Annotated in this window: 13 protein-coding genes and 1 pseudogene; 9 read left to right on the top strand and 5 right to left on the bottom strand. The window is 74.0% G+C overall.

Annotation, left to right across the window (positions count from 1 at the left end; all coding sequences use genetic code 11):
• Positions 1 to 27: 27 nt before the first annotated feature.
• Positions 28 to 1,239 carry an EAL and HDOD domain-containing protein gene (locus ACQEVZ_RS05360; protein WP_433362050.1) on the bottom strand — a complete coding sequence of 404 codons (1,212 nt, stop codon included), beginning with the start codon at positions 1,237 to 1,239 and terminating at the stop codon, positions 28 to 30.
• Positions 1,240 to 1,457: 218 nt separating this feature from the next.
• On the opposite strand from ACQEVZ_RS05360, the gene ACQEVZ_RS05355 reads away from it, so the two are divergent.
• From ACQEVZ_RS05355 to adhE, 3 genes are read left to right on the top strand one after another with little or no spacing between them, the layout of a single operon-like run.
• The gene (locus ACQEVZ_RS05355) at positions 1,458 to 2,141 is read left to right on the top strand and encodes a CBS domain-containing protein (protein ID WP_433362047.1); all 684 of its coding nucleotides are present in this window, start codon (positions 1,458 to 1,460) and stop codon (positions 2,139 to 2,141) included.
• Between the two features lie 5 nt (positions 2,142 to 2,146).
• The gene (locus ACQEVZ_RS05350) at positions 2,147 to 3,004 is read left to right on the top strand and encodes a universal stress protein (RefSeq protein ID WP_433362044.1); all 858 of its coding nucleotides are present in this window, start codon (positions 2,147 to 2,149) and stop codon (positions 3,002 to 3,004) included.
• 57 nt (positions 3,005 to 3,061) lie between these two features.
• Positions 3,062 to 5,713 (top strand): bifunctional acetaldehyde-CoA/alcohol dehydrogenase, encoded by a 2,652-nt coding sequence (adhE, locus tag ACQEVZ_RS05345; RefSeq protein WP_433362041.1) that lies wholly within the window; start codon positions 3,062 to 3,064, stop codon positions 5,711 to 5,713.
• A 56-nt stretch (positions 5,714 to 5,769) separates the two neighbouring features.
• Here adhE and ACQEVZ_RS05340 read toward each other — a convergent pair whose 3' ends face one another.
• The gene (locus tag ACQEVZ_RS05340; protein ID WP_433362038.1) at positions 5,770 to 5,970 is read right to left on the bottom strand and encodes a hypothetical protein; all 201 of its coding nucleotides are present in this window, start codon (positions 5,968 to 5,970) and stop codon (positions 5,770 to 5,772) included.
• Positions 5,971 to 6,125: 155 nt separating this feature from the next.
• Between ACQEVZ_RS05340 and ACQEVZ_RS05335 the strand changes: the two genes are divergently transcribed.
• The 5 genes from ACQEVZ_RS05335 (at position 6,126) to ACQEVZ_RS05315 (ending at position 12,667) form a co-directional block, all read left to right on the top strand.
• Positions 6,126 to 7,109: an Acg family FMN-binding oxidoreductase gene (locus tag ACQEVZ_RS05335; RefSeq protein ID WP_433362035.1), complete on the top strand. Its 984-nt coding sequence runs from the start codon at positions 6,126 to 6,128 to the stop codon at positions 7,107 to 7,109.
• 124 nt (positions 7,110 to 7,233) lie between these two features.
• Entirely contained in the window at positions 7,234 to 9,636 is a 2,403-nt protein-coding gene (locus ACQEVZ_RS05330; RefSeq protein ID WP_433362032.1) for a phosphoketolase family protein, read from the top strand.
• The gene (locus ACQEVZ_RS05325) at positions 9,633 to 10,619 is read left to right on the top strand and encodes an Acg family FMN-binding oxidoreductase (protein ID WP_433362029.1); all 987 of its coding nucleotides are present in this window, start codon (positions 9,633 to 9,635) and stop codon (positions 10,617 to 10,619) included. Before ACQEVZ_RS05330 ends, ACQEVZ_RS05325 begins: the two co-directional genes overlap by 4 nt.
• A gap of 189 nt (positions 10,620 to 10,808) precedes the next feature.
• Positions 10,809 to 11,246 (top strand): SigE family RNA polymerase sigma factor, encoded by a 438-nt coding sequence (locus ACQEVZ_RS05320; protein WP_425552315.1) that lies wholly within the window; start codon positions 10,809 to 10,811, stop codon positions 11,244 to 11,246.
• Positions 11,243 to 12,667 carry a hypothetical protein gene (locus tag ACQEVZ_RS05315; protein ID WP_433362026.1) on the top strand — a complete coding sequence of 475 codons (1,425 nt, stop codon included), beginning with the start codon at positions 11,243 to 11,245 and terminating at the stop codon, positions 12,665 to 12,667. The genes ACQEVZ_RS05320 and ACQEVZ_RS05315 overlap by 4 nt, the downstream gene beginning before the upstream one ends.
• Before the next feature lie 32 nt (positions 12,668 to 12,699).
• Here ACQEVZ_RS05315 and ACQEVZ_RS05310 read toward each other — a convergent pair whose 3' ends face one another.
• Entirely contained in the window at positions 12,700 to 13,968 is a 1,269-nt protein-coding gene (locus tag ACQEVZ_RS05310) for an MFS transporter (protein WP_433362023.1), read from the bottom strand.
• A 314-nt stretch (positions 13,969 to 14,282) separates the two neighbouring features.
• Here ACQEVZ_RS05310 and ACQEVZ_RS05305 point away from each other — a divergent pair.
• Positions 14,283 to 14,615, top strand: a pseudogene (locus ACQEVZ_RS05305) (ArsI/CadI family heavy metal resistance metalloenzyme); the annotation flags it as partial.
• A 42-nt stretch (positions 14,616 to 14,657) separates the two neighbouring features.
• On the opposite strand, the gene ACQEVZ_RS05300 reads toward ACQEVZ_RS05305, so the two are convergent.
• Positions 14,658 to 17,270 carry a cation-translocating P-type ATPase gene (locus ACQEVZ_RS05300; RefSeq protein WP_433362020.1) on the bottom strand — a complete coding sequence of 871 codons (2,613 nt, stop codon included), beginning with the start codon at positions 17,268 to 17,270 and terminating at the stop codon, positions 14,658 to 14,660.
• An 84-nt stretch (positions 17,271 to 17,354) separates the two neighbouring features.
• Positions 17,355 to 18,206, bottom strand: a complete 852-nt coding sequence (locus ACQEVZ_RS05295) for a universal stress protein (protein WP_433362017.1) — start codon at positions 18,204 to 18,206, stop codon at positions 17,355 to 17,357.
• Between the last annotated feature and the right edge of the window lie 3 nt (positions 18,207 to 18,209).

The following is an 18,209-nucleotide window of genomic DNA, read 5'->3' as shown; positions in this document are numbered from 1 at the left end:
CTCCTGACCAGGGACCTTGGTCCCGGATCAGGTGGAGCGGACGGCCTGCGTCGTCCTCGTCGCCCACGCGAGCGCCGCCAGGTGCTTGATGAGGAGGTTGCCGCCGCCGCGGGTCGGGGCGCCCCGTTCGTGGGCGCCGACCGCGGCGAGCACATCGCCGAGCGCGCCCGCGCCGTGCAGCAGCCCGTCGCGGACCGCCGGGGCCAGGGGCAGCGAGCCGGCGAGGGCCTCGATCGGCAGGCCCAGCAGGCCCGCGACGGCGTCGAGCAGGCCCGCCGTGAACGCCTCGTCGCCGGCGACGCCGGTGCTCTCCGCGATCAGCCGGCACAGTTGCGCGTGGACGAGGATGTCGGCGGTCTGCTCCTCGCCGGCCTCGGTGAGGTCGCCGACGAGCATCAGCGTCACCCAGTCGCGGATCTGCGCGGTGCCGAGCATGACGACCGCCTCGTGCACCGACGACACCCGGTGCGCGGCGCCGGCCGCGGCGGCGTTGACCGCCTTCAGCATCCGGTAGCTCAGCGCCGGGTCGCCCGACACGATCGACACGACCCGGTCCAGCCCCACGTCGGGCGCCATCAGCAGGCCGAGCAGGTGCACGCAGCGCAGCCGGGAGGCGCTCAGCGTCCGGGCCGACACGACCGCCGGCCGGCTCAGCGCGTACCCCTGGAACAGCTCGAACCCGAGCGCCTTCGCCTCCGCCACGTCGTCGGCGGTCTCCAGCCGCTCGGCGACGAACCGCAGGTGCGGGTGCGCGGCCCGGGCGGCGAGGATCGCCCGGCGCTGCGCGTCCGTCGTGCCCAGGTAGTCGACCTTCACGTAGGACGCGAGGGCGAAGAGCCTCTCGTGCCCCGACCCGGGGACGAAGTCGTCGAGGGCGATGACGTACCCGCGGCCGACCAGCGCGGCGACGCCCTCGACGAGCCGGTCGTCGACGTCGACGGTCTCGAGCACCTCCAGGACGGCGTGCCCGGGGGCGAACGGCACCGGCAGCTCGCCGAGCAGGAAGTCGGCGGTGAGGTTGATGAAGCAGGGCCGCCCGCCGGCGAGCTCCTCGACGCCGACGGTGGTGAACGCGGCGACCATCACCTGGCTCGTCGCGAACGACCCGCCGTCCGTCGCGGCGCCGGCCCGGGGCCCGTCGCGGAACAGCAGCTCGTACGCCGCGACGTCGCCCTGCCGGTCGTAGATGGCCTGGCGACCCACGTGGACGTCCGCGACCTCAGGTATGACGTTGGACATGCGTTTCTCGATCCGTGTGCGGCAGAACACCCTGCGTCACCGATAGTGACCTTTCCTGCTACCTGACGGCGACCGCCGAACGTCCACCAGCGCCGCCGACCGGCGTCCACCGGTCGGGGCCGTGGGCCCGCGACCGGGGGACTTTCGGCCCATGCGCCGGGACCGGACCCGGCGGAGGGTGGAGGGGAGACCACCGTCGTCCGGGAGGGAGCAGGTCGATGTCTGCGCTGCTGGTACGTGATGTGATGAGCACCGGCGTGGTCACCGTCGCACCCGACCTCGGGTACAAGCAGATCGTCGACCTCCTCGTCGAGTTCGGGGTCAGCGCCGTGCCGGTCGTCGACGGCGACCGCCGGGTGCTGGGCGTCGTCTCGGAGGCGGACCTGCTGCACAAGGTGGAGTGGGGTGCCGGCGCGCACGCCGGCCTCTTCGAACGCCGCCGGCAGCGCCTGGCGAAGGAGAAGGCTTCCGGCGAGCACGCCGAGGCGCTGATGACGGCACCCGCGGTCACCGTCACCGCGACCGCGACCCTCACCGACGCCGCCCGGCTCATGGAGCTCCGCGACGTCAAGCGGCTCCCCGTCGTCGACGACGCCGGAAACCTGGTCGGCATCGTCTCCCGCCGGGACCTGCTGCGGCGGTACCTGCGGGAGGACGCCGCCATCCGCGCCGACATCATCGAGTCGGTGCTGCGCGGCATCATGTGGATCGACCCGGTCGAGGTCGACGTCGCTGTCGCGGACGGCCATGTGACCCTCGCCGGGAAGATCGACCGGCGCAGCAGCGCCCAGATCGCCGTCCGCCTGATCCACCGCGTCGACGGCGTCGTCGGCGTCACCGACGACGAGCTCGAATGGGGCTTCGACGACACGACGGCCCGGCTCGGCCACATCGACGCCTGACCGCCATGCCGACACGGATCAGGGTCGTCGCCGGCTTCGACGGTTCCGCGGACGGCTGGGCGGCGGCCCGCCACGCCGCCGCCGAGGCCGCCGCCGGGCGGGGTGTCGTTCGGCTCGTGCACTCCCAGTTGGACCGGGTCGCGTACGCCGGCCTGCTGCCGCCCGACCTCACCGCCGACGCCCACACGGAGGCGTGGCGGCTGCTCGACACGGTCCGCGACGAGCTGGCGGCGGCCCACCCCGGCGTGCACGTCGAGGCGGCGGTCGTGCAACGGGCGCCGGCCGCCGCGCTGGTACGGGTGGCCCGCTCGGCCGACGTCGTCGTGCTCGGCCGGCGAGGGCACGGACGGCCCCCGGCGCGCGGCGGGGCCGGACGGATCCACGTCGGCGCCGTCACCGCGCACGTGCTGGCGTACGCCTCGTGCCCCGTCGTCGTCGTGAGCGCCGGCGACACCGGGCACGGCCCGGTCCTGCTGGGGCTCGACCCGGCCGCGCCGTCGGCGGCGGCGATCCACCACGCGTTCGAGACGGCGCAGCGCCGCGGCACGGGCGTCAGGGTGTGCGCCGTCAGCGGACCCGACGACCCGCGCGACGACGCCGCCACCCGGCTGCTGCTCAGCCGGGCCATCGCCGACCGGCGCACCGCGCACCCCGACGTCGCCGTCGCGCTGGACGCCCTGCACGGCGTCGACCCCGCCGCCCGGCTGCTCGACGCCGCGAGGGCCGCGTCGCTCGTCGTCGTGGGCGCCGGCGAGGGGACCGGCACGCTCGTGCGCAACGCGTCGTGCCCGGTCGCCGTCGTCGGTGGGCGGGACCTTGGTCATCCCCGGGCGGGACGTCGGGCACTGGGATCGATGCCCTGACCGCCGAAGGATGGAGGCGCGGGCCGTGCGGTCCGCGCCGCCCTCGGGAAGGAAGTGATGACGGTGACCGGGACCCTCACCCCGCTCGACGTGCCCGTCCTGGCCGTCGAAGGGACAGCGCCGGCCGTCGACCGCCTGGTGACCAGGGCGCTGCGGGCGCTCGACGCGTACGCGGCACTGGGGCAGGAGCAGATCGACCACATCGTCAAGAAGGCCTCCGTCGCGGCGCTCAGCCAGCACGGCCGCCTCGCCGAGCTCGCGATCGAGGAGACCGGGCGCGGCGTCTTCGAGGACAAGGCGGTCAAGAACGTCTTCGCCTCCGAGCACATCGCGCACAGCCTCGCCGGCCTGCGCAGCGTCGGGATCGTGGCCCGCGACGAGATCAACGGTATCGTCGAGATCGCCGAACCGGTCGGGGTCGTCTGCGCCGTCACGCCCGTCACCAACCCCACGTCGACGACGGTGTTCAAGGCGCTGATCGCGCTGAAGACCCGCAACCCCGTCGTGTTCGCGTTCCACCCCGCCGCCCAGCGGTGCAGCGCCGAGGCCGCCAGGGTGGTCCGCGACGCGGCCGTCGCCGCCGGCGCGCCCCGCGACTGCATCCAGTGGATCGAGGCGCCGTCCATCGAGGCGACCCAGACCCTCATGCGGCACCCCGGCGTGGCCGTCGTCCTCGCCACCGGCGGCGGCGCCATGGTCCGCGCGGCGTACTCGGCCGGCAAGCCAGCGCTCGGCGTCGGGCCCGGCAACGTCCCCGCGTACATCGAACGCAGCGCCGACGTGGTGCGCGCCGTGCACGACGTCGTGGTCTCCAAGACCTTCGACAACGGCATGATCTGCGCCTCCGAGCAGGCCGTCATCCTCGACGACGCCATCGCCGGTGAGGCCCTCGCCCAGTTCGAGCGGCTGCACGCGCACATCGCGACCCCGCAGGAGAAGGAGCTGCTGGAGCGGTTCATCTTCGGTGCCGCCGCCGGCTCCAACTGCGCCGGGGCCAGGCTCAACCCCGACGTGGTGGGCCGCTCCGCGGCGTGGATCGCGGCCGGGGCCGGCTTCGACGTGCCGGCGGACACCTCGGTCATCCTCGTGCCGGTCGGCGGTGTCGGCCCCGACGAGCCGCTGACCCGGGAGAAGCTGTGCCCGGTCCTCGCCGTGCTGCGCGCCGGCTCGACGGAGGAGGGTTTCCGCCTCGCCGAGCAGATGGTCGAGCTCGACGGGCTCGGGCACAGCGCGGTCATCCACACCGCCGGCGCCGCCACCGCGGAGGCCTACGGCCGGCGGGTCAAGGCGGTCAGGATCATCTGGAACTCGCCGTCGTCGCAGGGCGGCATCGGCGACGTCTACAACGCCTTCCTGCCGTCGCTGACGCTCGGCTGCGGCAGCTACGGCCGCAACTCGGTGTCCGGCAACGTCTCGGCGGTGAACCTGCTCAACATCAAGCGGATCGGCCGGCGCACCAACAACCTGCAGTGGTTCAAGGTCCCGCCGAAGATCTACTTCGAGCCCAACGCCATCCGGTACCTGGCGGACATGCCCGACGTCCACCGGGTCACGATCGTCACCGACCCGACGATGACCAGGCTCGGCTACGTCGACCGCATCCGCGGCGTCCTGCGCGGCAGCGCCAACCCGGTCACCGTGCAGATCCTGGACGACGTCGAGCCGGAGCCGACGATGGCGACCGTCGAGCGGGGCGCCGAGCTGATGGGCTCGTTCCGCCCCGACACGATCATCGCGCTCGGCGGCGGCTCGCCGATGGACGCGGCGAAGGTGATGTGGCTGCTGTACGAGAACCCCGGCACCGAGTTCACCGACATGCGGGAGAAGTTCTTCGACATCCGCAAGCGGGCGTTCACGTTCCCGGCCCTGGGCCGGCTGGCCCGGCTCGTCTGCGTGCCGACCACGTCCGGCACCGGCGCGGAGATCACCCCGTTCGCCGTCATCACCGACACGAAGACCGGCATGAAGTACCCCCTGGCCGACTACGCGCTCACCCCGAGCGTCGCGATCATCGACCCGGTGCTGACGGCCGACCTGCCGGCGAACGTCACCGCCGACAGCGGCTTCGACTGCCTCACGCACGCCACCGAGGCGTTCGTGTCCGTGTACGCCAACGACTACACCGACGGCCTCGCCCTGCACGCGATCAAGCTGGTGTTCCAGTACCTGCCGGCGGCCGTGCACCAGGGCCGCACCGACGCGACCGCGCGGGAGAAGATGCACAACGCCGGGACGATCGCCGGCATGGCCTTCGGCAACGCGTTCCTCGGCATTGTGCACGCCCTGGCCCACACCCTGGGCGCCACGTTCCACATCGCTCACGGGCGCACCAACGCGATCCTGCTGCCGCACGTCATCCGCCACAACGGCACGGTGCCGGCGAAGCTGACCGCCTGGCCGAAGTACGAGCGGTACGTGGCCCCGGAGCGCTTCCAGCAGATCGCCCAGGCGCTCGGGCTACCGGCCGGCACCCCCGAGGAGGGCGTGGAGTCCTACGCCGCCGCCGTGGAGCGCCTCCGCGCCGAGGTCGGCATCGAGCCGTCGTTCCAGGCCGTCGGCGTCGACGAGCAGACGTTCCTGGACGCGCTGCCGCAGCAGGCGATGAACGCCTACCTGGACCAGTGCGCCCCGGCGAACCCGCGCATGCCGATGCTGGACGACCTCCGCGCCATCATGCGGACCGCCTACTACGGCGCCGCCGGGCGGTGACCTGAGCGCGGGTGGTGACGCCGGCCGGTCTGCTGGCGCGCCACCGCCTCAGGCTGTCAACTCGGCGCGGCCGGTCCGGTGACGGTCCAGGCCGGGCCGGGCGACGATCGAGGCGTTGGCGCGGGCGACGATCGCTCGCAGGCGCGCGCCCAGAACCAGCCGGGCAGCGGCGGGACCGCGAGGACCTGCTGCTGCCGGTCGCGGACGAGCGCCGGCGCCTGCGCGGCGTCGCCGGGGTTGAGCTCCGCCGCACTCATCGCGGTTTGCTACCCCATCACCAGCCTCAGGCTCGTGCAATGACCGGCTGACGGCCGTGAGGGCCGGGGGTCCCGCCGGGACGGGACCACCGGCCCTGCCACGGAACCCGGGCGTGGGCGAGAGTCGATGTGAGCCCACTGAACGGGAGGCCGCCATGACACCGCATCTGCGAGCCGAGATCGACCAGGTCGCCGAGGCCTCGATCGCGGCGCTGCGCGCTCCGTCGATCCTGAACACCCAGCCGTGGCGGTGGCGGCTCGCCGGCAACAACGCCGAGCTGTGGGCCGACCGGTCCCGCCGCCTGGACGGCATCGACCCCGACGGCCGGCTCCTGCTGCTCAGCTGCGGCACCGCGCTGCACCATGCGACCGTGGCGCTGCTCGCCGCCGGCTACGACGCCGGCATCGTCCGGCTGCCGGACCCGGACCGGCCGGACCTGGTCGCCCGGATCCGTCAGGGGCGGCAGCGCACCGCGGACGCCTTCCTGTACCGGGCGATCTACCAGCGCCGCACGGACCGCCGGCCGTTCGGCGACACCCGCCCCGGCGACGCCGTGCTCGACGAGCTGCGCGCCGCCGCCGAGCGGCACGGCACGCACCTGCACGTGGTGCGCGACGACCAGGTGACGGCCTTCGCCTCCGCGGTCGCGCACGCGGGGGAGGCGGAGCACGGCGACGCGCGGATCCGGGAGGACCTGCTCGCCTGGACGACCCGCGACCGGGACGACCGGGACGGCGTCTCGCCCCGCAGCACCGTCCCGGACACCCACCGTACCGTCGCGCCCCGGGACTTCAACCTGGCGCGCCCGGCGGCGCTCGAACCGGGCACCGGGTCGGACCGCGGCACCGCGTACGTCATCCTCACCGTCGAGGAGGAGGAACCCTCGAACTGGGTCGCCGCCGGCGAGGCACTCTCCGACGTCTGGCTCACCCTCACCGCCCGAGGGCTGGCCGCCTCGCCGATCAGCGAGGTCGTCGAGGTGCCGGCGGTCCGGGTGGCGCTGCGGCGGCTGCTCGGCGGCGTCGGTCACCCGGCGATAGCGATGCGGGTCGGCGTGCCCGTCGACGACCTGGAGCCGGTCCCGCCGTCCGTCCGCCGCTCCGGCACCGACACCATCGGCCTGCCCGGTCAACCGTGATCTTCTGACGCGTCCCGAATGCACGGCCGCGGCAGCTCGCGTAGCCTCGGCCTCATATGCCCGGGATGGAATGTTGACATTTCGACCGCAAACCTGAACACGCATATCGGAGAAAGGACGTCCGGTGACCACTGTCGCGGACCGCACCACTGCCCTCGGCCGGCCCACTGACGACGAGATCGCCCAGCTGGACGCGTGGTGGCGAGCGAACAACTACCTCACCATCGGCCAGATCTACCTGCAGGGCAACCCGCTGCTGCGCCGCCCCCTCGCCCCCGAGGACATCAAACCCCGCCTGCTCGGTCACTGGGGCACCAGCCCCGGCCTGTCGCTGATCTACGCGCACGTGTCGCGGCTCATCCGGCTCACCGGCCAGCAGGCGATCTACCTCGCCGGCCCCGGCCACGGCGGCCCCGCGCTCGTCGCCGCCGGCTACCTGGAGGGCACCTACAGCGAGGTCTACCCGGCGGTGTCGCAGGACGAGGAAGGCCTGCTGCGGCTGTTCCGGCAGTTCTCCAGCCCCGGCGGCATCCCCAGCCACGTCTCCGTGACCACGCCCGGCTCCATCCACGAGGGCGGCGAGCTCGGCTACGTCCTCGTCCACGCGTTCGGCTCCGTCATGGACAACCCCGACCTGCTGACCGTCGCGGTCGTCGGCGACGGCGAGGCCGAGACCGGCCCCCTCGAAGGCTCGTGGAAGGGCGTCTCGTTCATCAACCCGGCCCGCGACGGCGCGGTCCTGCCGATCCTGCACCTCAACGACGCGAAGATCGCCGGCCCGACGGTGCTCGGCCGCAAGGAACCCGCCGAGGTGCGCTCGCTGCTGGAGGGCCACGGCTACGAGGTCCTCGAGGTCAGCGGCTCGGACCTGCCCGGCATGCACCACCGCTTCGCCGCCACCCTCGCCGAGGCGTGGGGCAAGATCCACGCCATCCAGACCGCCGCCCGCAGCACCGACTGGGACGGCGCCCGGCCCCGCTGGCCGATGATCATCCTCCGGTCGCCGAAGGGCTGGACCGGGCCCGAGGAGGTCGACGGCGTCAAGGTCACCGGCACGTGGCGGTCCCACCAGGTGCCGCTTTCCGGCGTCAAGGACAACCCGGAGCACCTGGCGATCCTGGAGCGTTGGCTGCGTTCGTACCGGCCGGAGGAGCTGTTCGACGACGCCGGGGCACCCGTCGCCCTCGTGTCCGGCCTCGCCCCCGGCGGTGACCTGCGGATGAGCGCCAGCCCGCACGCCAACGGCGGCCTGCTCACCCGCGACCTCGACATCCCCGACTTCCGCAAGTACGCGGTCGACGTCGACGAGCCCGGCGCCTCCCGCGCGGAGTCGACCCGGCGCCTCGGCGAGATGCTGCGCGACGTGTACAGCGGCAACCCCGACCGCTTCCGCCTCTTCTGCCCCGACGAGACCAACAGCAACCGGCTCGGCGCCGTCTTCGAGGTCTCCGACCGCGCCTTCATGGAGCGGGTCACCGACGCCGACGTCGCCATCGGCCGCGACGGGCGGGTCATGGAGGTGCTCTCCGAGCACAACTGCCACGGCTGGCTGGAGGGCTACACCCTCACCGGACGGCACGGCATGTTCGCCACGTACGAGGCATTCGCGATGGTGTCCGCGTCGCAGACGGTGCAGCACGGCAAGTGGCTGCAGGAGGCGAAACGGCTCGACTGGCGGGCGAAGGTGCCCTCGCTGAACGTGCTGCTCACCTCGACCGCATGGCGCAACGACCACAACGGCTTCTCGCACCAGGGCCCCGGGCTCATCCAGGTCGTGCTCACCCAGCGCGGCGACGTGGCCCGCGTCTACCTGCCGCCGGACGCCAACACGCTGCTGTCCGTCGCGGACCACTGCCTGCGCTCCCGCTCGTACATCAACCTCATCGTCATCGACAAGCAGCCGCAGCTGCAGTGGCTGAGCATGGACCAGGCCATCGAGCACTGCGCGGCGGGCGCGGGGATCTGGGACTGGGCCGGCACCGACGACGGCTCCACCGACCCCGACATCGTGCTGGCCTGCGCCGGTGACGTCGTCACGATGGAGACCGTCGCCGCCGCGCAGATCCTCCGCGAGCGGCTGCCGAAGCTCAAGGTCCGGGTCGTCAACGTCGTGGACCTCATGACGCTGCCCCGCCCGAAGGACCACCCGCACGGGATGAGCCCGACCCGGTTCACCGAGCTGTTCACCGACCACGTCGACGTCGTCTTCGCCTTCCACGGCTACCCGGGCGCCATCCACCAGCTCGTCCACGGCCGCCCCGACGCAGACCGGTTCCGGGTGCGTGGCTTCATCGAGGAGGGCACCACCACGACCCCGTTCGACATGACCGTCCGCAACCGCGCCTCCCGCTTCCACCTCGTCATCGACGCCATCAACAACGCGAAGCGGCTGCCGCGCGGCGCCGCCGAGCTGAAGGCGTGGTGCGAGCAGAAACTCGCCGAGCACGAGACCTACGTCGTGGAGCACCTCGAGGACCTGCCCGAGGTCCGCGACTGGACCCTCGGCGACTGGGCGGCACAGGGATGAGCACGGCGACCGAAACGCTGGCCCGGGCGGCGGACACCGCCCGGCTGGCGCCCTCCGTGCACAACACCCAGCCGTGGCGTTGGGTCGTGCAGGGCTCGTCCTTGTCGCTGTACGCCGTGCCCGGCCGCCAGCTGCGCGAGCAGGACCCGGCGGGGCGCCTCCTGCTGGTCAGCTGCGGCGCGGCGCTGCACCACGCGCGGGTCGCCCTGGACGCCTCCGGCTGGACGTACGACGTCGCGCGATCCGCCGGCGACGGGTCCACCACGGCCGACGACGCGACGCCGCTCGCGGTCGTGCACGCCTCGCAGGCCGGGCCCGCCGACCCCGGCGCGATGCGGCGCCTGCAGCTGCTGCAGGTCCGGCGCACCGACCGGCGGGTGGTCAGCGACGAGCCGGTGTCCGCGCCCGTGCGCGAGGCGCTGGTCGCCGCGGCCGGGCAGGAGGGCTCCCGCCTGCACCTGCTCACCCGCGACCAGGTCCTCCAGCTCGCCGTCGTCATCGAGCACGCCGGCGACGCGGAGCGGCACGACGAACGGATGCGCGCCGAGACGGCCGAGTGGGTCGGCGGCGACCGCCCGTCGGGCACCGGCCTGCCCGACACCGTGATCCCCGCCGAGCTGCCGCTCACCACGGTCGCCGAACGCGACTTCGGCGTCAGCGGCAACCTCCCGGCCGGCTCCGGCCACGACGAGGCCGCCGCCTACGCCGTCCTGTACGGCGACGGCGACGAACCCTCCGACTGGCTCCGCGCCGGCGAGGCCCTCAGCGAGATCTGGCTCGCCGCGACCGAGCACGGCGCCGCGGTCCTGCCGCTGAGCAGCCCCGTCGAGCTCGACTTCACCCGCCAGGCGCTGCGGCGCATGCTGGGCGAGGTCGGCTACCCGTACCTGGTCCTGCGCCTCGGCACCACGGACCCCGACCACGCCGGCCCGGCCCACACGCCGCGCCTGCCCGTCGAGCAGGTCGTCGAGATCCTCGACTGACAGCACCACCGGCACGGTGGGCGGCGGGCCGGTCCGGGCCCGCCGCCCGCTCGTCGTGGTTACGATGCATCCCCCCACGCACCCGTCCGCGCGCGGGACTGCGGGCGTGTGTCCCGGTAGGGAGGTGTCGTGGAGGCTGAGGAGTCGTTCCGTGCGTACGTGGCGGGCCGGTTGGCGGCGTTGTCCCGCATGGCCTACCTGCTGTGCGGTGATCGGCACGCCGCCGAGGACCTCGTGCAGGTGACGCTGGTCCGGGTCGCCCGGCACTGGGAGCGGGTGGTTGCCGGCGGGGACCCGGACCCGTACGTGCGGCGGGTGATGGTCAGCCAGCACGTGTCGCTGTGGCGGCGGCGCTGGCGGCAGGTGCACGTGAGCGATCAGCTGCCGGACCGCGCGGTGCCGGACCGGGCGGACGCCGTCACGACCGCGCTCGCGGTCCAGGCCGCGCTGGCGAAGCTGGCGCCCCGGCAGCGGGCCGTGCTGGTCCTGCGGTACTTCGAGGACCTGACCGAGGCCGCGACCGCCGAGGCGCTGCGCTGCTCGGTGTCGACCGTGAAGAGCCAGACCCGGGACGCCCTCGCCGCCCTCCGTGTCAAAGCGCCCGAGCTGGCCGAGGTGATGTCATGACCGTGCCGTTGCGTGACACGCTGCGTGAGCTGGGGGAGCGGATGCCGCCCGCCCGGCTGCCCGACGACCCGTGGCGGCGCGGGCGGCGGCAGCGGCGCCGGAGCAGGGTCGTCGCGGCCGTCGTCGTGGCGCTGCTCTGCGCGGCCGTGGCCGTCCTGCCCGGCGTACACCTGGAGTCCCGGCCCGCCCAGGGCGACCCGGCCGTCCCCGCCGGCATCGAGCTGCCGTACTTCTGGCAGGCGACGGTCGGCATGGCGCCGCCCGGCCCGGCCACGGTGCTGTTCGGCGGCTACAGCTGGGGGCTGAGCAGCGACCCCTACCCCTTCGAGGAAGAGGGCGGCAAGCTCGCCGTTGTCGGCCGTGACGGCGCCTACCGAATGCTGCGCTATCCGGACGACAAGCTGCGTGCCGGGCAGGATGTGCGGCTGTCTCCGGACGGCAACCTCGTCGCGCAGAGCATGCTGACCGGCGGTCCGGCCGGGTGGCTGGTGGTCACCGACCTGCGCACCGGCCGCAGCCGCGGCTACGGCGACGGGCCGCCGGCCTGCTGCTTCGAGGTCGCGGCGTGGCGGCCGGACAGCGGCGCCGTCCTGGTGCTGCACGGCGACAACAACGACTTTGATCCAGGAACCGACCGCCGACGGGCACAGTACATCCTGGTCGACCTGGCCAGCGGCGCGCTGGTCCCGGTCGACGACGTGTTCGCGCGCGACCCCGTCGCCTCAGCGTGGGTGGCGGCGTTCGCGCCGGACGGCCACGGGTTCGTCACGACGAGGCCCTCCGCGGGCGGCACCGAGTTGCGCGGTTACGACGCCACCGGCCGGCGGCTGTGGACCCGCGACCTCGGCGACCGGCGGCTGGCCGGCGCGGGCGCCTACACACCGGACAGTTCGGCCGTGGCACTGCTGACCATCGACGGCTGCACGAACACAAAGGAGTGCGACCACGATCGGCTCGCCGCCCGGCGATGGCGCGTCTCCTACGTAGACGCCGCCACCGGCGCGGACCGCGAAGGGCCGGCGCTGCCGACGGTGACCGGTCCGGCGGTACGAGCGCTCGGCTGGCACGGCGACACCCTCATCGTCGTGCAATACGAACTCGATGACGAAATCCTGCTGGAACCGGACGATACGGGCTGGTCAGAGACCCGGCACGTCCGCGTGCTGGCGCTGCGACCAGACGGCACCGTGAGCGTCGTGCTGGACCCGCCGGGCGACGTCAGCTCCATCGACATCGCGCAGGACCTGCTCCGCGACGGGCGGTTCGGTGGCCCGGTGCCAGCGCCGGCGGCGCTGCCCGCCCGCTGGTCGGTGATCGCGCAGGCAGGCGTGCTCGCGCTCTGCGTGCTGTCACCGGTGCTGCTGATCGCCGCCCTCGTCATCCGGCTGGTCCGTCGCCGCCGCCGCACGGCCCGGCCGTAGCGGCGGCGTCTCGGACCGTTGTCGGCCGCGGCTCAGCGGTCCTCCGGCACGGGTAGCTCCCGTCCGAGGCGTACGAGCGGGGACAGGACCATCACCAGGGGTGACACCATCATGCCGGCGCCCGCCACGAGGATGGCGGTGCGCAGCCCCAGCTCTCCCGCGAGGAGGCCGCCGAGCAGCGAGCCCAGCGGGGTCAGGCCCATGCCGGCGAACGTGATCGTCGCGGCGGCGCGGCCCTGCATCCCGTCCGGGGTCACGGCCTGCCGGATGGCCATGACGGTGACGTTGACCAGCTGTCCGAATGCCCCGGCCACGAGGTTGATCGCGGCGAGCGCCGGCACCGTCACCGCGGGGGTGCCCTGCACCGCCGGCACGAGCAGCAGCGCGCCGTTGCCGATCGTCGCCGCGGACACCAGCACCACGCCGTGGCCGAACCTGCCGGGCAGGCGGGCGGCGAGCAGCGAACCGGCGAGCGCCCCGGGTCCGGTCGCCGCGAGCACCAGCCCGACCGCGCCGCCCGGCAGGCGCAGGTCTTCGGTGAGGTAGACCAGATACGCGGTCATCACGGCCGCGAACGAGAACTGGAACGCACCGGAGGCCAGGCACACGGCCCGCAGCGACGCCTCACCGGCGACGAAGCGGACGCCTTCCCTGACCTCCCGCCACACGTGCGGGGCCCGGCCGGCGCGCTCCGGGGCCGGCTCGCGGTGCCGGATCCGCGAGACCGACCCGAACGACAGCGCGAACAACAACCCGTTGGCCACCGCCGCGATCGACGCCGACGGCAGCGACACCAACGCCCCGCCGAGCGCCGGACCACCGATCTGCGCCGCGGACCGGCTGCCCTCGAGCGCGCTGTTGCCGCGCAGCAACTGGTCGCGCCGCAGCATCCGTACGAGCAACGCCTGGTACGCCACGTCGAAGAACACCGACATCGTCCCCAGCGCGAAGCCCGCGACCAGCAGGATCGGCAGGTGGAGACCGCCGGCGAGGGCGGCCGCGGCGACCCCGGCCAGCACCAACGCCCGGCCGAGGTCCGCCAGCATCATGACGTTCCGGGCGCGCCACCGGTCCACCCAGGCGCCGATGAACAACGACAGCAGCAGCAACGGCGCCTGCCCGACGGCCCGGAGCGCACCGAGCCCGCCGACGTCGAGATGCAGCGTCAGCACGGCGATCAGCGGCAGGACCACCAGGCTCGCGTGCTCGCCGAGCTGCGAGGCGGTCTGCCCCACCCAGAGCCTGCGGAAGTCGGCGTCGCGCCAGAGAGCGGACGGAGCGGCGGATTCGGAATCGGGCACAGCGGAAGACGCGGACGGCACGGAAGACCCCTCGGGTTGCCGAAGACAACGGCCCGCCGCCCGTTCCGCAGACGCGTGAACGGGTTCAGGCGGGGAGTGCTCGCTGTGCCGCGCTTTCGAAGGCAGCACGCGATGACCGGGGCCGCTCACGGCCCAAACGTCAACGCGTGCTCGAACGACCGGGCATCTCAACTCCTGGAGGGATCAGTCGGCAAGCAGACGGTAACCATCGACGGCCCGGCGCGCAACGCGATACGAACGCCCAGGAGCTGGCGTGGCGGTCGCCATCCCGGCGGCGCGGCGGGGCATGCCGCTTGGAAGGCGAACCCGGCCGGCCGACCGCACTGGATCACCTCGGCGTCGAGGTCGAGACCACCGAGGCCGTCGACGCCGCGACCGGCCGGCTGACCGGGGCGGGACTCATCACCCTGGCCGAGGGCGACACCGAGTGCTGCTACGCGTTGCAGGACAAGGTCTGGGTGCGGGGCCCGGGCGACGAGCCATGGGAGGTGTACGTGGTCAAGGGAGAATCCGACGTGGGGGACAAGCCCATCGTCGTGGAGACCTGCTGCACCGGCACCCAGCCGTCCGACAGCGCGCCCGCCGTCGTGCCGTCGCCCGCCGTGGTGCCTGCCGGTCCGGCGTAGCAGGCGGTCCGGCGTAGCAGGCGGTCCGGCCGGACACAGCGGTTATCTGGTCGGAGCGGCCCGCCGGACGTGGTGGCCGAGAAGGAAGGTCACCAGGCCCGGGACGGCGGCCGCCGCAGCGCAGGCCAGCGTCTGGGTCAGGGTCAGCGGCGTCGTGCCGAGCAGGGACTGCAGCGGCGGGAGCCAGACGGCGGCGAGCTGCAGGACGAGGGACAGGCCGACGGCGGCGTCCAGGCTCCAGTTGCGCTGCCCGCCGCCACGGGCCCGCAGGGCGAGGGCGACGCCGAGCTGGGCGAGGCCGAGCACCAGGAACAGCACGCTCTGCCACGGACCGCCGGCGTGCCGCGTCCACAGCGTCGCGGCCAGGACCGTGGCCGTGATCAGCGCGCTCGTGACGACGATCGGCGCGGCCAGCCCACCGAGGATCGCCTGGTCCGGGCGGCGCGGCGGTCGCCGCATCAGGTCGGGTGCGGCAGGCTCGCCGCCCAGCGCGACACCCGGCAGCCCGTGCGTGATCATGTTGATCCACAAGATCTGCGCCGGCAGCAACGGCACGGGCATGCCCAGCCACGGCCCGGCGAGCATGACGAGCACCTCGGCGGCACCGCCGGACAACGCGTACACGAGGAAGCGGCGGATGTTGGCGTAGATGCGCCGCCCCTCACGCACCGCTGTGGCGACGGTGGCGAGGTTGTCGTCAGCGAGGACGAGGTCCGCGGCCTGGCGCGCGGCCTCGGTGCCGCCACGGCCCATCGCGACCCCGATGTCGGCCCGGCGCAGAGCCGGCGCGTCGTTCACACCGTCGCCGGTCATGGCCACGACGCCGCCACCGCGCTGGAGTCCTTCGATGATGGTCAGCTTCTGCTCGGGACTGGTCCGTGCATACACGACGGGCACCGCACCGCCCACCACGTTCTGCGGCGCATCGATGCCCAGGCTGTGGGGAGGCGCGGCGCCGTCCGGGCCGTGAGGTGGCGCGGCGGGGCTGGTCGGGTCGGTGCCGAGCGCGACCCTTGCACCGGGGGTGGCGAGGCCGACCCGTTCGGCGATCGCAGCAGCCGTCGCCGGGTGGTCCCCGGTGATGAGGATGACCTCGATGCCCGCGTCCCGCAACGCGGCCACGGCCGCCGGCGCCGCCTTCCGCACCGGGTCGATGAGGGCGACCAGCCCGAGCGGCCGCAGGTCCCGTTCGGCGTCCTCAGGCGTCGGTATGGAGTCCCGGTGCGCACCGGAGACGGCGAGCACCCGATAGCCCTCAGCGGCAAGCGCACGGTAGCCCTCGATGGCAAGAGCCCGGTGGTCATCGGTGGTGAGTGGCATGTGGGCGTCGGTGGTGGGTGCCGGCGGTGTGGCGGTGAGCAGCACGTCGGGTGCGCCCTTGGACACGACCAGGTATCCGCCGGCAGGGTCGGCGTGGACGGTGGTCATGCGGCGTCGCACGGCGTCGAACGGGACCTCGGCCACGCGGGGGAACTCCTGCCGCACCGCCAGGTCGACGCCGCACCGTCCGGCGGCGGCGAGCAGGGCGGCCTCCATCGGGTCGCCGACCGGCGCCCACGCAGGTCGGGCGTGGTCGAGGTCCGCGTCGTTGCACAGCACCAGCGCCCGGGCGAGCTCGAGCCCGGCGGCGCCCGGCTCGGGTGTCGCGGTCCCGGTAGGGGCGTAGCCGGTGCCGGTCAGGGTGATCTCGCCGCCGTCGGGCAGCAGGAGCCGCTCGACGCTCATCAGCCCTTCGGTGAGCGTGCCGGTCTTGTCGGTGGCGAGGACGGTGACGGAGCCGAGGGTCTCCACGGCGGGCAGCCGGCGCACGATCGCCGACCGCCGTGCCATCCGGTGCGCGCCGAGGGCCAGGGCCAGGGTCACGACCGCCGGCAGCGACTCGGGCACGGCGGCGACGGTGAGGCTCACCGCGGCCAGCATCATCTCGGCGACCGGCTGGCCGCGCAGCACGCCGACCAGGAACACCACCCCGGACAGCGCGACCGCGGCCAGGGCGAGGACCTTGCCGAGCCCGACGAGCCGGCGCTGGAGCGGCGTCTGCCGCCGCGGCTGCCCGGCGACCAGGGCTGCGATGCGGCCCAGCGCGCTGTGCTCGCCCGTGCGCACGACGACACCGGTGGCGCGCCCGGTGGCGGTGACGGTGCCCGCGGACAGCTCGTCGCCGGCGGACCGGGCCACCGTCATCGACTCGCCGGTGAGCGCCGACTCGTCCAGGGCCAGCCGGACCGCCTCGACGACCCGCAGGTCGGCCGGGACGATGTCGCCGGCCTCGACCCGCACGACGTCGCCGGGCACCAGCTCGGCGGCGGGGACGGAGACGTCGGCGCCGTCGCGGCGGACCCTGGCGGACGGGGCGGCCATGCGGCGCAGCGCCGCCACCGCCCGGTCGGCGCGCAGCTCCTGCACGACGCCGACGGTGGTGTTGAGGACGATCACCAGCGCGATGACGACCAGGTCGCTGACGTCCCGCAGGGCCGCGGTCACGACCATGGCGACCAGCAGCACGACGATCAGCGGGTCCCGCAGCTGCACGCCGATCCGCGCGACGATGGACGGTGGCGGCGCGGCCGGAAGCTCGTTACGCCCGTGCCGCTCCCGCAGCACGGTGACCTCCCTGGCGCTGAGCCCGGCCGGGTCCGTCAACGTCGTGGTCATGCCTAGACCCTCCCACCGTCCACCCCCACCGCCCAGCGGCGAAGGTCCCGCGCAGGGCGGGACCTTCGCCGTAGGACCAGCGGCTCAGGTGGCCGACGGCGCGTGCGCGATCAGCACCGGGCACTCGGCGTGCTGCATCAGCTGCTGCCCGACCGACCCCAGCAGCAGCCCGGCGAACCCGCCGTGCCCGCGGCTGCCGACCACCACCAGCTGCGCCGTGTGCGACACGCCGATGAGCACCTTGGCGGCCCGTCCGGCGGCCAGCAGCGCCTCGACCTTCACGCCGGGGTACCGCTCGCGCCACCCGGCCAGCGACGACTCCAGCGCCGCCCGCTCCGCCGCCTCGGCGGCCTCACGCGGGACCAGCACCGGTGACGGCGGCACGAAGGCGCGGACCGCCACGAGCTCGGTGCCGCGCGCGGCGGCCGCCTCGAACGCCAGCCGCAGCGCCGTCTCCGCCGACGGCGAGCCGTCGACCCCGACCATGACCGGGCCGGTGACCGCGTCGGAGTGCCCGCGCACGACCGCGACGGGCGTGCGGGCGTGCGTGGCGACCTGCTGGCTCACCGAGCCCAGCAGCAGGTTGCTGACCCCGCCGGCGCCGCGGCTGCCGACGACCAGCAGGCCGGCGGCCTCGCCCAGGTCGAGCAGCGTCGCCGCGCCGGGCGCGTGGACGGCGACGCCGACGACGTCGAGCCCTTCGTGGCGGTCGCGGACCCGGGCGACGGCCTCGGCGACGAGCTGCTCACCGGCCCGCTCCGCCGCCTCGATCAGCTCGGCCGTGACGTCGTAGTACACACCGGGCCACACGACCTGGTAGCCGTGCACGATCCGCAGCTGGGCACGCGCCCGCGCGGCCTCGGCGGCGGCCCAGTCGACCGCCTTGCGTGCCTCGTCGGATCCGTCGTACCCGACGACGACTCGTTGGATGTTCATCTC

This window comes from Dactylosporangium sp. CA-152071 (assembly GCF_050936335.1).
Taxonomy (GTDB): domain Bacteria; phylum Actinomycetota; class Actinomycetes; order Mycobacteriales; family Micromonosporaceae; genus Dactylosporangium; species Dactylosporangium maewongense.
This window is presented reverse-complemented; position numbering and strand designations above follow the sequence as displayed.

What these genes read in the sequence shown, in the direction of transcription:
- ACQEVZ_RS05295 (WP_433362017.1), bottom strand. Translation starts at nt 18,206, where the DNA reads ATGAACATCCAACGAGTCGTCGTCGGGTACGACGGATCCGACGAGGCA.
- ACQEVZ_RS05355 (WP_433362047.1), top strand. Translation starts at nt 1,458, where the DNA reads ATGTCTGCGCTGCTGGTACGTGATGTGATGAGCACCGGCGTGGTCACC.
- ACQEVZ_RS05360 (WP_433362050.1), bottom strand. Translation starts at nt 1,239, where the DNA reads ATGTCCAACGTCATACCTGAGGTCGCGGACGTCCACGTGGGTCGCCAG.
- ACQEVZ_RS05340 (WP_433362038.1), bottom strand. Translation starts at nt 5,970, where the DNA reads ATGAGTGCGGCGGAGCTCAACCCCGGCGACGCCGCGCAGGCGCCGGCG.
- ACQEVZ_RS05350 (WP_433362044.1), top strand. Translation starts at nt 2,147, where the DNA reads ATGCCGACACGGATCAGGGTCGTCGCCGGCTTCGACGGTTCCGCGGAC.
- ACQEVZ_RS05335 (WP_433362035.1), top strand. Translation starts at nt 6,126, where the DNA reads ATGACACCGCATCTGCGAGCCGAGATCGACCAGGTCGCCGAGGCCTCG.
- ACQEVZ_RS05315 (WP_433362026.1), top strand. Translation starts at nt 11,243, where the DNA reads ATGACCGTGCCGTTGCGTGACACGCTGCGTGAGCTGGGGGAGCGGATG.
- ACQEVZ_RS05320 (WP_425552315.1), top strand. Translation starts at nt 10,809, where the DNA reads ATGGCCTACCTGCTGTGCGGTGATCGGCACGCCGCCGAGGACCTCGTG.
- adhE (WP_433362041.1), top strand. Translation starts at nt 3,062, where the DNA reads ATGACGGTGACCGGGACCCTCACCCCGCTCGACGTGCCCGTCCTGGCC.
- ACQEVZ_RS05325 (WP_433362029.1), top strand. Translation starts at nt 9,633, where the DNA reads ATGAGCACGGCGACCGAAACGCTGGCCCGGGCGGCGGACACCGCCCGG.
- ACQEVZ_RS05300 (WP_433362020.1), bottom strand. Translation starts at nt 17,270, where the DNA reads ATGACCACGACGTTGACGGACCCGGCCGGGCTCAGCGCCAGGGAGGTC.